Genomic DNA, 12,297 nt, shown 5'->3' with positions numbered 1-12,297 from the left:
GGCGACGTCGATTGGATGTTCAGAACCATTTCTTGTACTTGCCCACGATGGCGGCGATCACGGTGACCGCCAGCATGCCACCGATCGCGATCCAGAAGCCCAGCGCCGCGGTATTGAAGAACGGTGCGTCGAAATTCATGCCCAGCACGCCGGCGATCACGGTCTGGCAACCGATGACCACCGTGGCGAAGGTCAGCAGCTGCATCGAGCGGTTGGTGCGCAGCGCGATCTGGTTGGAGAACAGCTCGAAACTGCCGATGACCAGCTCGCGGGCATTTTCCACGACGTCCATCGCGCGTTCGAAGTTCTCGTTGAGCTGCTGGAACTGGCGCGTGACCTGGTCGTCGTGGTCCGGGTGGAAGTCGGGCCGGGCCAGGCTGGCGTACAGGCGCCGGTGCGGTGCGAGCATGCGGCGCAGGCGCGAGGCACCCTTGCGCATGCGGCTGAGCTCGTTGGTGCTCTGGTCGTAGCGGTTGCGCAGCACATCTTGTTCCAAGCGCTCGACCTCGCGCTCGAAGTCGGACACCGCGGCGAAATAACTGCCCAGCTGCCAGTCCAGCAGCGACACCACGAAGCTGGCCTCGTTGAGCATGCCCAGGCGTGTGTCGCCATGCTCGCGCTTGCGGATCGCGGGAATGAATTCGATGGGCCGATGGTGCAGCGTCAGCACGAACTCCGGACCTGCCGCGACCGTCAGCACCACGCCGTCGAAGCGCAGTTCTCCAGCGTGGTGTGCAACCACCGCCTGGATCACCAGGTAATCGCCGTAGCTGCGCAGCAACGGCGCCTGGCCGAACTGGGTGAGATGCGGCAATGCTTCCTCGGGAATGCCCAGCTTCTCCGCGACGCGCTCGACCAGCTCGGGCGCCTCGCAGTCTATGTCCACCCACAACAGGTCGTTCTTGTCATCGGGTGGACGGATTTCGTCGATGGCCAGATCTTGATCGGACCCGTCACTGCGGTAGAGCACGATGTGTGCGCATGCCGATCCGCCCCGGCCGGGCTGCCTGTCCGCTGCTGTGCTGCTCGCTTGCATGCCTTCTCGCTGCCTGGTGTCCACGGACGTCCCCGTCCCGTCCGACGACGGGACGTTTTCACAGGCGCCTGCATGGACGGGTGAAGGCGGGGCGTCTCAGCTGCGGTCGACGATGCGGCAGATGCGGCCATCGCGGAAGCCGAACTCCGTGCGTCCGGCAAGCTCCAGCACCGAGCCGGCGCCGGGCCCGCCCGGCACGTCGGCAGCCAGCGTGCCGCGATAGTCGATCCGGGCCACGGCGCCATCGCCGTCCACACGCAGCGAGGTGACGCGCTGCTCACGGTCGGCGAACAGCACGGCCGCCGCTTCGGCCAGTGCACGGAACGCGTCCACGCCGTCGGCCGATGCGGTGAGCTGGCCGTTCGCATGATTCTCGAAGCGCACGTCGGGCGTGAGCAGCGACAGCATCGTTTCGACGTCGAACGCGTTGTAGGCCGCGACGTAGCGCGCGACCAAAGCTTCCCTTTCGTCCTGCATCGCCTCGTTCATTCCTCGAGCGTGAAGCCGACCTTGACCGTCACCTGCCAGTGCGCCACCTGTCCGTCCTCGACGTGCCCGCGCACGTCCTGCACCTGGAACCACTTGATGTTGCGGACCGTCGTGGACGCGCGCTCGATGGCGCGGCGGACCGCATCGTCGGTGCTGGTCTTCGAAGACCCGGTGAGTTCGACGGACTTGTAGACGTGCTCGCTCATGGTCGTGCTCCGGCGGTGGAAGTCGTGCGGCCCTGCGCAGGCGGTCGATGGTAAACCCCGCGCATAAGCGCTCCGTGATGCCGTCCGTCGCCGCCGCGCACTCGGTCATCGAGCGGCTGTTCCGCGCGATGCGCACACGGGTAATCTGCGCGAAGGGGAAACGTGCCGGGGGCACGCAATGTGGACCGGGATCGGAATGGCGGTCGCCTTCACGGCGGCCCTGGCATCGTCGGTGGCGCCGTCCAGCGCGTGGAAGACGACCGCGCCGCCGGGCAATGACGCGCAGTGGCGATGCGCCAACCACGCCCGCAACGAATGGCGCGTGCAGACCGACGCGCGCGGTGGCCTTCTGTTTGCCGCGCCGCCCGCACGGCGTCCGGAGTTCTCGCTGCGCCTGCCCGGCGGTGGCCGGCTGGTCGGCATCGACAAGGGCGAGTTCGGCGGTTCGGTGGACTGGGTGTCCGATTCGGGCAGGGAGCGGCTGCAGTTGCTGCAGACCAACCCGGTCGCGTTCACCCAGTACCAGGGCGATGTGTACATCGCCTCAGGCCTGTCCCACCTAGGCGACGAGTACGGCGAGGTGTACCGCATGCACCGGCTCGCGCCGACGCGCTGGCAGATCGACAAGGTGCTCGACATCGACGAGGCGCCCACCGCGGCGCTGGCCGAATCGGAGGTGTGGACGCTGGTGACCACGCACGGCGTGATGCGCGTGGACCTGCGTTCGTTCACCGCCACGCGCATGCACGTCAACGCGCGCTGGGGCAGCGTGTATCCGAATTCCGTCGTGCACCGCCAGGGCCGCTGGTACATCGGCGCGCGCGGCGCGGTGATGCGGCTTTCGCCAAGCGGCGACGCCTATCGAGAGGAATGGATGGTCCCGCCGGACTGCGCCGCGGCGACGGCCGACTTCTGCCGCTGCCGGGAGTAAGGCGCGTCAGCCCTGCGCCGGCTCGTCCGCGTTCGCGGCCCCGGCGATGCGCACCGGTTCCACCGGCGGCGAACCGGGTGCCGGCGCGCGCGGGCTCGGCAGGGTGTCGACCGGCGTCTCCTCGTTTTCCGCATTGAGCACCACGATGCTGATGCGGCGGTTGATCGCCGCGCGCGGATCCTGCTTGTCGAAGGGCACCGACGCGGCCAGTCCCACCACGCGCGAGATCTGTTCCTCCGCGAGCCCGCCCTCGACCAGTGCGCGCCGCGCCGCGTTGGCGCGTTCGGCCGACAGTTCCCAGTTACCGTAGCCGCCGGCGGAGTGGTACGGGATCTCGTCGGTGTGCCCGCTCAGCGCGACGCGATGGTGGCCGTCGTTGAGCAGCCCGCCCAGCTCGCCCAGGATCGCGTGCGCATAGTCCTTCAGGCGCGCACTGGCCAGGTCGAACATCGGCCGGTTCTGGCGGTCGACGATCTGGATGCGCAGGCCTTCGCGGGTGAGGTCGATCAGCAGCTGATCCTTGAATGGCGCCAGCGCCTGGCTGCGCTCCATGGCTTCCTCCAGCGCGCGCTTGAGCGCGTCAAGCCGGCGCTTCTCCTCCGCCTGCGCGGCCGCCTTGGCGGCCTCCTTCGAGATCCGCATCGGCTCGCGCGCGCCGAACTCGGCGCCATGCCCGCCCGCCACCGCGACGGCGCTGGTGGTGGGGATCAACCGATCCGCGGCGCCACCGGGTCCGTTCGCGCCCGGCGCTGGCTTGAGCGACTGGCCCACCACTGCGCTGGGGTTCTTGAAGTACTCGGAGATCGCGGCACGCTGCTGCTTGTCGGTGATGCCGACCAGCCACATCACCAGGAAGAACGCCATCATCGCGGTGACGAAGTCCGCATACGCGACCTTCCACGCGCCACCATGATGCCCGCCCGCGACACGGCGGATCGGTCGCAGGATGATGACCGGACGGTCGCCGTCGGCGGCCATCAGCGCTTGCTCCGCAGGTGCGCGTCCAGGTCGGCGAACGCCGGGCGCATGTCGGAGAACAGCAGCTTGCGGGCGAACTCCACCGCCACGCTCGGCGCATAGCCGCGCACGCTGGACACCAGCGCCATCTTGATCACTTCGAATGCCTTGGCTTCTTCCTGCGCATGGTGGTGCATGGCTGAGGCCAGCGGGCCGATGAAACCGTAGCCCAGCAGGATGCCCAGGAAGGTGCCGACCAGCGCCGCGGCGACGTGGTGGCCGATTTCCGCCGCCTCACCGCCGATCGAGGCCATGGTGATGACGATGCCCAGCACCGCCGCGACGATGCCGAAGCCCGGCAGCGAGTCGGCGAGCACCTGCAGCGCGTGCGCGGGTTCGGCGGCTTCCTTGCTGTGCGTTTCCAGCTCGATGTCGAGCACCTGTTCCAGCTCGTGCGGCGCGAAGTTGCCGCTGACCATCAGGCGCAGGCAGTCGGTGGTGAACTCCAGCAGTCGCTTGTCGGCCATCAGCTTGGGATAGCGCGAGAACAGCTCGCTGGACGCCGGATCGTCGACGTCGCGCTCGATGCCCATCAGCCCCTCGCGACGCGCCTTCTGCAGCACGTCGTAGAGCATGGCGAGGATGTCGACGTAATCGCTCTTCTTGTAGTGCGAGCCCTTGAGCAGGCGCGGAATGCCCGAGGCGACCGCCATCACCACCTTCTTCGGATTGGCCGCTAGGAACGCGCCCACGGCGGCGCCGCCGATGATGAGCAGCTCATAGGGCTGCCACAGCGCGCCCAGCTTGCCGTGCGACAGCACGAAACCGCCCAGCACGCTGCCGAGCACGACGATGAAACCGATGATGATGAACATGAAGAGGCCCCGAATTGCATCCGGGTTAACGGCGTGCGAGGGTCAACATTGAGGTGGCAATGGCAGCGATGCGATGGCGTTCACACCGCGCGTGAAGACGCCATGCCGCGACGCTGCGCAGCGCGACTCAACCCTCGATCGCGTCGCCGAAGGCCAGTGCGCTGGCCTTGCTGTCGCCCACCAGCGCACCGCGCATGCGCTCTTCGGTAAGCGGACGCACGGCCCAGTTCACCACGACGCCCTGCGCGCCCGGATGGATCATCGCGATGGCGAGGAAATACGAGCGGTCCTCGCTCACGCAGTACCAGAACGCGTCGGCCGGTTCGTCCTCGACGCCATCGTCCGCCAGCATGGGCGAGCGGCAGATCTTCACCACGCGCAGCTGCGCGCCGCTGACGGTGCCGTGCGGGGTGTCGAACTCGAGCGCGCGGAAGCTCGCCTGCAAGGCCTGTTCCAGCCGCTGCCGGCTGCGACGCTGCGCGACGATGCCGACGACGATCACCACCAGGAAGACCCCGAGCATCAGCTGATCCATGCCAATCCTCCCCTCACCTGCCAACCTCCATCACGTTTTCGGCACCCACCCGCCGTCCTGAACCTGCCGCTCACTGCCCGGCGGGCGCAGGCAGCAGAGGCTGCAGCAGTTCCATCGTGCGCGCCAGCGCACCACGTCCGGTTTCCACGAGCGCGCGGCCAGCGGTGGTCATGCGTTCACGTGCCTGCGCGTCGGCCAGCAGTTCGGCTAGCGCCCCGCGCACGCCGTCGGCATCGGGCACCACGCGCAGCGCGCCCGCATCTTCCAGGCGCTGTGCGATCTCGACGAAATTGTGCAGGTGCGGCCCGGTGACGATGGCCGTGCCGGTGGCCGCGGGTTCCAGCAGGTTGTGCCCACCGATGGCCTGCAGGCTGCCTCCGACGAAGGCCACGTCCGCGCAGGCGTAGAAGCTCATCAGCTCGCCCAGCGTGTCGACCACGAACACCGCATCGCCCGCGCCGGGCCACTGCTGGCGCGAACGCGTCGAGACGCTCCACCCGGCCGCGCGCGCGGCGTCGGCGACGATGCGGAAGCGCTCGGGGTGGCGCGGCGCCCACAGCAGCAGCAGGTCCGGAAACTGCGCGCGCAGGCGACGGTGGATGGCGATCACCGCCGGCTCCTCGTCCTCATGCGTGCTCGCGGCGATCCACACCGGCCTCGCCCCCGCACAGCGGCGGCACTGCGCGGCGAATTCGGCCAGGTGATCGGGCACGGCGACGTCGAACTTCAGGTTGCCCACTTCCAGCACCTGCTCCGGCCGCGCGCCCAGGCGGATGAAGCGCTCGCCATCGGCATGCGACTGCGCGGCGACCGTGCGCACGGTGCGCAGCGCGCGGGCGACCAACGGCGCCAGCACGCGGTAGCCGCGCAGCGAGCGCTCCGACAGGCGTGCGTTGAGGATCACCGCCGGGATGCCGTGGTCGCGGCAGCCGAACAACAGGCTGGGCCACAGCTCGGTTTCCATGATCAGCGCGGCGTGCGGACGGAAGTGCGCGAGGAAACGCGCGACCGCACCGGGCAGGTCGTAGGGTACGTACACATGCTCGACCGCATCGCCCCATGCCGCGTGCACGCGTTCGGAGCCAGTGGGGGTGATGGTGGTGACCAGCAGGCGCAGGTCCGGCCGCGCGCGGCGCAATGCGTTGACCAGCGGCACCGCGGCATTGACCTCGCCCACCGACACCGCGTGCACCCACAGCGTGCGCATCGGCGGACGATCGCCGTACAGCGCGTAGCGTTCCTGCCAGCGCTGGAAATACGCGGGCTGGCGCAGCCCGCGCCAGATGAGGTGGTAGACCGTGATGGGCGCCAACAGATAGAGGGCGACCGAATACAGGCCGCGCAGGAGGCGCTCGATGGGGTCTGTCGGCATCGCGCCTAGGATAACGAAGCGTGTGTGCGTGAGGCGAAGGCAAATACGTCACGGCCGCTTGCGGTCTACTGCCCCGCAACGCGCAGGCCCTAGAATCGCGCCATGTCCAAGGCTGTCGAATCCCCCACTTCCCCGCCCCCACCGCCGCTTGGACCGCGCCACTGGCCGATGTGGCTGGCGCTCGGTGTCATGTGCCTGGGCGCGCGCCTGCCGTGGTCGTTGCAGCGCGGCCTGGGTCGCGCCATCGGCGCGGTGGCGCTGCGCATCGCCGGTACGCGCCGCCGCGCCGCGGAGATCAACCTGGCGCTGTGCTTCCCCGAGAAGACGCCGGCGGAGCGTGAGCAATTGCTGCGCGAGAGCTTCCACGACCTGGGCGTGGGCTTCTTCGAATTCGCGCGGGCCTGGTGGGGCTCGGCCGAGCCGATGCGGCGCACCGTGCGCATCGAAGGCCTGGAACTGCTGGACGAAGTCCGCGCGCGGGGCCGTGGCGTGCTGATGGTCTCCGGTCACTTCATGACCCTGGAAATGTGCGGCCGGCTGATGTGCGATCACCTGCCGCTGGCCGGCATGTACCGCCGCCATCGCAGCCCGGTGATGGAGTGGGCCGTCAAGCGCGGCCGGTTGCGCTATGCGAAGGCGATGTTCACCAACGACGAGGTCCGTCCGGCGATCCGCCACCTCAAGCAGGGCGGGTTCCTCTGGTATGCGCCGGACCAGGACATGCGCGGCAAGGACACGGTGTTCGTGCCGTTCTTCGGCGTGCCCGCGGCGACGATCACGGCCACGCACCAGTTATCGCGCCTGAGCGGCAGTGCGGTGGTGCCGTTCTTCCATCGTCGCGAGGGCGCGGACTACGTGCTGCGCATCGGCGCACCGCTGGAGGAGTTCCCCTCGGCGGATGCGGCGGTGGACAGCGCGCGCGTCAACGCGTCCATCGAAGCGATGGTGCGCGAGGCTCCGACGCAGTACCTGTGGATCCACCGGCGCTTCAAGCGGCGCCCGCCCGGAATGACCTCGCCTTACCGCTGAGTCAGTCGCGCGCGAGCAGGCTGCCCGCGTACAGCGCGGCCAGCAGCAGCGTCAGGCCGCCCCAGAAGGTCGAATAGAACGCCAGGTGCGTGTTGAGCGGGAACACCGTCACCACCAGCGCCCACATCGCGGGGCGCGCGCGTTCGCGGGCGCTTGCATCCGCGAAGCGCCATGCCCGCCACGCCAGCGCCACGCCGGCCAGCCACATCAGCAGACCGAACGCGCCGGTCTCGCTCAACACTTCCAGCACCAGCTGGTGCGCATGCAGGGCCGGACCACCGCCCCACGCAGCGATCTGCCCCGGTGACGGATCGCAGGCCGGGAAGGCCTCGCGGAAGCCACGCGCGCCCACGCCGTTGAGCGGGTGCTCGCGCACCATGCACAGCGCGGCACTCCAGATGCGTGCACGCCCGGAGAGCGCGCTGTCCACGCCTTCGACGTCGGCATTGAGTGCATGCGCGGTGCGGGCGATGCGCTCGCGCACCTGCGGCACGCCGGCGGTCAGCGCGCCCACCGTGATCGCACCGATGGCGAACACCAGCAACAGCTTCTTCCAGCCGAGCAGGCGCCAGCCCGACATCGCCAGCGCCAGCGCGTAGGTGATCCACGATGCGCGCGACCCCGCCAGCACCAGCACCACGCCCACGCCGGCCGCCGCGAGCAGCCAGCCGACCATGCCCAGGCGCCGGCCGCCGGCGAACAGCAGGAACGGCGACAGGCTGGCCAGCACCTGGCCGAGCTTGAGGTTGCACGGCCCCAGTACGCCGCTCAGGCGGTCCACGTACAGCATCTCTTCCGGCGAACACATGCCGTGGCCGCTGATCGCATGCTTGATGCCATCGATGGCCGAGAAGAGTGGGCTGTTGCCGCTGGCGGCCTGCGCCAGCGCGTCGACCGTCCAGATGCCGATGATCACGGCCAAGCCGGTGAACGTGGTGCGGCGACCGCGCGTGTCGGCCACCGCGGCGGCGACCAGCCACAGGAACGGCAGGTAGCGCAGGTCCACCGCCGCTTCGCGCAGCGCGCGCGCCGGATCGATGGCATCGATGGCCGAGACAAGCTCCGGCGTCCAGTACGCGAAGAACAGCACGCTGGTCAGTGCCCACGCCGGGTTGCTCAGTAACTGCGTGCCGTTGCGGAAGCGCGACAGGCCCAGCATCACGATGGCGGCCAGCGCACCCAGCACCAGCACGGCTTCGGCATAGCCCGGCGCGGGCCACAACGCGACGTAGGTCAGCACCCAGGCCGGCGCCCAGCGCCAGCCATGCACGCGCGGGCGCGCGGACACGGGCTCAGCGGCGGCGTTCATCGACGAGCTCGGCGTAGACGGCAAGCGTGTGCTCCTGCATGGCACGCAACGAATTGGGCATCGTAGCCGGTGGCACCGGCGGGTGCGTAAGAAGTTCGTGGCCGGCGCGATGCAGCGCGTCGATGTCGAACGCGGCGACCGCACCGTCCGGTTGCCATCGCGCCAGCAGTTCGCCGACGCCGCCATGGTTCCAGCCCAGCAGCGGCCGGCCCACCGACAGCGCCTCCAGCACGGTGCGGCCGAACGCCTCCGGCTTGCGCGAGAGTTGCAGCACCAGGTCGCTGGCGGCGTACGCACGTGCGATCGCGTCCGTCGGCACTGTGAAGGCGACCACTTCCGCCACGCCGAGCGTCGCCGCCTCGCGTTCCAGTTCGCCGATGTAAGCCTCACGTCCGCCTTCGCGCGCGCCGGGCAACCACAGGCGCGCGTCGAACCCGTCGGCACGCAGCCGCGCCAGCAGCACCAGCGCGTCGGCATGGCCCTTCAGCCGCGTGCCGCGACCGGGCAGCAGGAGCAGCGGACCGGCGCCGCCCAGTTGCGGATGCAGGCCCGCCGCCCATGCGCGCGCATCCGGATCGTGCGGCGGCACGCGCGGGAAGCGCGCCGGGTCGATGCCGCGTTCGATCACGCGCAGGCGTCGCGGATCGGTCTGCGGGTAATGGCGCAGCACGTACTCGCGCACGGTCTGGGAAACACAGATCACGCGTTCGCCGCGCGTCATCACCGCGCTGTAGCGCGACGGCGAATTGAGCCCGTGCACCGTGGTCACCCAATGTGGGCGCCGGGAGGGCGACAGGCTGTGCAAGGCCAGCGCACCCACCCACGCCGGCAGGCGCGAGCGCGCATGCACCACGTCCACGCGTTCGCGCAGCAACAAGCGACGCAGCGCGAGCGCGTGGCGGAAGGTCAGCGGCGACTTGCGGCCGATGTCGAGCGGGAAGTGCTCGCCGCCCAGTTCGCGCAGCCGTGGGACCAGGCGGCCGCCGCGCGAGACGACGATGGCGCGGTGGCCGGCTTCGACCAGCGCCTGGACGATTTCGAGCGTGGAGCGTTCGACGCCACCGGACTCCAGCGCCGGCAGCAGCTGGACGACGGTCAGGGGCGAAGCGGGCGGTTCCGGCGCGGCCATGGGCGCGGTCGGGGTTCCGCCGGAGCGTGGATCAGTCCGCAAGCACGAAGTGCGCGCCGCAGTACGGGCACTGCACTTCGCCTTCGGCCTCGATCGGCAGGTACACGCGCGGATGCGAGTTCCACAGCGCCATCGACGGCAGCGGGCAGCTCAGCGGCAGGTCGGCGCGGTGCACCACGTAGCGCTGCTCGGCATTGGCCTGGGTCGGATGGGCGTTGGCTGCGGTCATGGCACGGGCGGTTGGCGACGCGGGGCGGCAAGTTTACCAGCCCCGGCGCGAAGACCGGCCGTGCACGGCCGGCTCATTCGGGCAGGTCGAACAGCAGCGCCAGCGCGGGCTCGTCGCTGCCGCCCTGCAACGTCAGGGTGCCGTCCTCGTCCTGCCAGCCCAGCGCATCGCCGGCCTCCAGCACGTGCTCGCCATTGGCGGTGGCGCGCCCGCTGACCAGATGCAGCCAGTACAGGCGCGAGGCGTCGAGCGCGTACTCGGCGCGCGCGCCGCGCGCCAGCCGGACCTGCGACACGCGTGCGTCCTGCCGGATCGGCAGGCTGCCCGCGCGCCCGTCGCCGGCCGCACGCACTACCCAGCCGCGCGTATCCGGGTCCGCGGCCGGGTGCTTGGCATATGCGGGCTCGTGGTTCAGCCGCGAGGGCTGGATCCAGACGCGCAGCACGTGCGCGGGCGCGGTGTCGGACGCGTTGGATTCGGTGTGCTCCACCCCGTGGCCGGCGCTGAGCCATTGCAGCTCGCCCGCGCGCACGGAACCTTCGCCGCCCAGGCTGTCGCGGTGGACGAGTTCGCCGTCCACGACATAGGTCAGCAGTTCCATGTTGGCGCGGCGCTGCGCATCGAACGCGGCGCCGGGGGCCAGGTGTTCCTCGTTGAGCACGCGCAACGGGCCGAAACCCATCCACGCCGGGTCGTAGTAGCCGCCGAAGGAAAAGCCATGCCGGCTGTCGAGCCGGTCGGTCTTCGTCTGGCCGCGGGACGAGGAAGGGCGCTGGATGATCATCGGAATGCGGCAACTCGAAGGGGGGGCGAGACGGTCGAAGATCGTGTTTCGACCGTCAAGCCCTTGGCAACGGCATGGCGACCAGCCGGCCGCCATGCCGTCGTTGCGCGGCGCTTACTTCGCGTCCGGCTTCGGCACCACCGCTTCGGTGGTGATGCGCAGGGTGACCGTGTCGCTGACGTTGGGTGCGTACTTGTCCACGCCGAAGTCGCTGCGCTTGATGGTGGTGACGGCATCGAAGCCGGCCGCCGCGCGCTTGGCCATCGGCTGCTCGCCGATCTTGTTGATCGTGGTATCCAGCACGACCTGCCTGGTCACGCCCTTGATGGTCAGGTCGCCGAACACGCGCAGCTTCTTGTCGCCAGCGGCCTCCACCTTGGTGCTCTTGAAGGTGATGTTGGGGAACTTCTCGGCGTCGAAGAAATCCGCGCTGCGCAGGTGCTCGTCGAACTTCTCCATGCGCGAGTCCAGGCCGGACAGCGGGATGGTCACTTCCACCTTCGAAGTACCGACGTTGGCCGGATCGTAGGTGATGGTGCCTTCCGCGCCGCCGAAGGTGGCGACCGGGTTGGAGAAGCCGAAGTGGCTCCAGCTGGCGACCACGCTGGTGTGGCCAGGGTCGATCTTGTACGTGGTGGGCGCGGCAAGGGCGGCGGTGCTGGCGACGACCAGGGCCGCGGCAAGGGCAAGGCGCTTGAACATGGGGATTCTCCGTTGCGGGGTGGGCTTACAAGATCTGCGCGGCTTCGTCGAAGGACAGCCGCGGCGAACGCGGAAACAGCCGGGCCGTGTCGCCATGGCCCAGGTTGATCAGGAAGTTGGACTTGATGCGCGTGCCGGCGAAGAACGTCTCGTCGACCAGAGCATTGTTGAAGCCGGACATCGGCCCGCAATCCAGGCCCAGCGCGCGCGCGGCCATCAGCACGTAGGCGCCTTGCAGGCTGCCGTTGCGCAGCGCGATGGTGGTGAGCGCGTCCTCCGGCTTGCCGTCGAACCAGCCGCGCGCGTCGGTGTGCGGGAACAGGTACGGCAGCTTCTCGTAGAAGGCCAGGTCGAAGGCGACGATGGCCGTCACCGGCGCGGCCATGGTCTTGGCGTAATTGCCCTCGTCCAGGGCCGGACCCAGCTTGGCCTTGGCCTGCGCGGACTTCACGAACACCAGGCGCAGCGGCGACATATTCGCGCTGGTCGGGCCCCACTTGGCCAGGTCGTACAGCTGCCGCAGCGTCTCGTCGCTCACCTCGCCGCCCAGCTCGTTGTGGGTGCGCGCGGTGCGGAACAGCTGGTCCAGGGCCGCATCGGACAGCGATGCGGAGGCGTGGGACGGGGCTTGCGACATCGAAGGCTCCAGTGGTTCGCCGCGCGGCTGACGCGGCCGAGGGTCGAGAGTGTAGAGTCTTGCACGATCGCAACAGC

General features: G+C 69.4%; 15 protein-coding genes. 2 read left to right on the top strand and 13 right to left on the bottom strand.

What is annotated here, in order from left to right; translation table 11 throughout:
• Positions 1–19 precede the first annotated feature (19 nt).
• The 3 genes from VFE83_RS07850 to VFE83_RS07840 form a co-directional block, all read right to left on the bottom strand.
• Complete coding sequence (locus VFE83_RS07850; RefSeq protein WP_324904790.1) at positions 20–970, bottom strand: CorA family divalent cation transporter; 951 nt, start codon at positions 968–970, stop codon at positions 20–22.
• Between the two features lie 162 nt (positions 971–1,132).
• A complete protein-coding gene (locus VFE83_RS07845) occupies positions 1,133–1,525 on the bottom strand; it encodes a nuclear transport factor 2 family protein (RefSeq protein WP_324904788.1) in 393 nt (130 codons plus the stop codon).
• A complete protein-coding gene (locus VFE83_RS07840) occupies positions 1,522–1,731 on the bottom strand; it encodes a dodecin (RefSeq protein ID WP_324904786.1) in 210 nt (69 codons plus the stop codon). Before VFE83_RS07840 ends, VFE83_RS07845 begins: the two co-directional genes overlap by 4 nt.
• Before the next feature lie 196 nt (positions 1,732–1,927).
• Between VFE83_RS07840 and VFE83_RS07835 the strand changes: the two genes are divergently transcribed.
• Positions 1,928–2,662 (top strand): hypothetical protein, encoded by a 735-nt coding sequence (locus tag VFE83_RS07835; protein ID WP_324904784.1) that lies wholly within the window; start codon positions 1,928–1,930, stop codon positions 2,660–2,662.
• A gap of 6 nt (positions 2,663–2,668) precedes the next feature.
• On the opposite strand, the gene motB is transcribed toward VFE83_RS07835, so the two are convergent.
• From motB to waaA, 4 genes are all read right to left on the bottom strand, one after another.
• Complete coding sequence (motB, locus tag VFE83_RS07830) at positions 2,669–3,640, bottom strand: flagellar motor protein MotB (protein WP_324904782.1); 972 nt, start codon at positions 3,638–3,640, stop codon at positions 2,669–2,671.
• On the bottom strand, positions 3,640–4,494 hold the full coding sequence (motA, locus tag VFE83_RS07825) for a flagellar motor stator protein MotA (RefSeq protein ID WP_324904780.1): 855 nt from the start codon (positions 4,492–4,494) through the stop codon (positions 3,640–3,642). The genes motB and motA overlap by 1 nt, the downstream gene beginning before the upstream one ends.
• A gap of 127 nt (positions 4,495–4,621) precedes the next feature.
• On the bottom strand, positions 4,622–5,029 hold the full coding sequence (locus VFE83_RS07820) for a hypothetical protein (RefSeq protein WP_324904778.1): 408 nt from the start codon (positions 5,027–5,029) through the stop codon (positions 4,622–4,624).
• Between the two features lie 70 nt (positions 5,030–5,099).
• Positions 5,100–6,401 carry a lipid IV(A) 3-deoxy-D-manno-octulosonic acid transferase gene (gene waaA, locus VFE83_RS07815; RefSeq protein ID WP_324904776.1) on the bottom strand — a complete coding sequence of 434 codons (1,302 nt, stop codon included), beginning with the start codon at positions 6,399–6,401 and terminating at the stop codon, positions 5,100–5,102.
• A 102-nt stretch (positions 6,402–6,503) separates the two neighbouring features.
• On the opposite strand from waaA, the gene lpxL reads away from it, so the two are divergent.
• Positions 6,504–7,430: an LpxL/LpxP family Kdo(2)-lipid IV(A) lauroyl/palmitoleoyl acyltransferase gene (gene lpxL, locus VFE83_RS07810; RefSeq protein ID WP_324904774.1), complete on the top strand. Its 927-nt coding sequence runs from the start codon at positions 6,504–6,506 to the stop codon at positions 7,428–7,430.
• A 1-nt stretch (position 7,431) separates the two neighbouring features.
• Here the strand turns inward: lpxL and VFE83_RS07805 are convergent, their stop codons facing one another.
• The 6 genes from VFE83_RS07805 to VFE83_RS07780 form a co-directional block, all read right to left on the bottom strand.
• Positions 7,432–8,739, bottom strand: a complete 1,308-nt coding sequence (locus VFE83_RS07805; protein WP_324904772.1) for an O-antigen ligase — start codon at positions 8,737–8,739, stop codon at positions 7,432–7,434.
• On the bottom strand, positions 8,723–9,868 hold the full coding sequence (locus VFE83_RS07800; RefSeq protein ID WP_324904770.1) for a glycosyltransferase: 1,146 nt from the start codon (positions 9,866–9,868) through the stop codon (positions 8,723–8,725). The genes VFE83_RS07805 and VFE83_RS07800 overlap by 17 nt, the downstream gene beginning before the upstream one ends.
• A 31-nt stretch (positions 9,869–9,899) precedes the next feature.
• Positions 9,900–10,097, bottom strand: coding sequence for a zinc-finger domain-containing protein (locus VFE83_RS07795; protein WP_324904768.1), 198 nt, complete (start codon positions 10,095–10,097; stop codon positions 9,900–9,902).
• Positions 10,098–10,170: 73 nt separating this feature from the next.
• Entirely contained in the window at positions 10,171–10,881 is a 711-nt protein-coding gene (locus tag VFE83_RS07790; RefSeq protein WP_324904766.1) for a pirin family protein, read from the bottom strand.
• 114 nt (positions 10,882–10,995) lie between these two features.
• Positions 10,996–11,583, bottom strand: a complete 588-nt coding sequence (locus VFE83_RS07785; protein ID WP_324904763.1) for a YceI family protein — start codon at positions 11,581–11,583, stop codon at positions 10,996–10,998.
• Positions 11,584–11,608: 25 nt separating this feature from the next.
• Positions 11,609–12,220 carry a malonic semialdehyde reductase gene (locus tag VFE83_RS07780; RefSeq protein ID WP_324904761.1) on the bottom strand — a complete coding sequence of 204 codons (612 nt, stop codon included), beginning with the start codon at positions 12,218–12,220 and terminating at the stop codon, positions 11,609–11,611.
• Positions 12,221–12,297 lie beyond the last annotated feature (77 nt).

Source organism: Lysobacter sp., from assembly GCF_035655815.1.
GTDB lineage: Bacteria > Pseudomonadota > Gammaproteobacteria > Xanthomonadales > Xanthomonadaceae > Lysobacter_J.
Note: the sequence above shows the minus strand (reverse complement) of the source record. Positions and strands in the feature narration are given on the sequence as shown.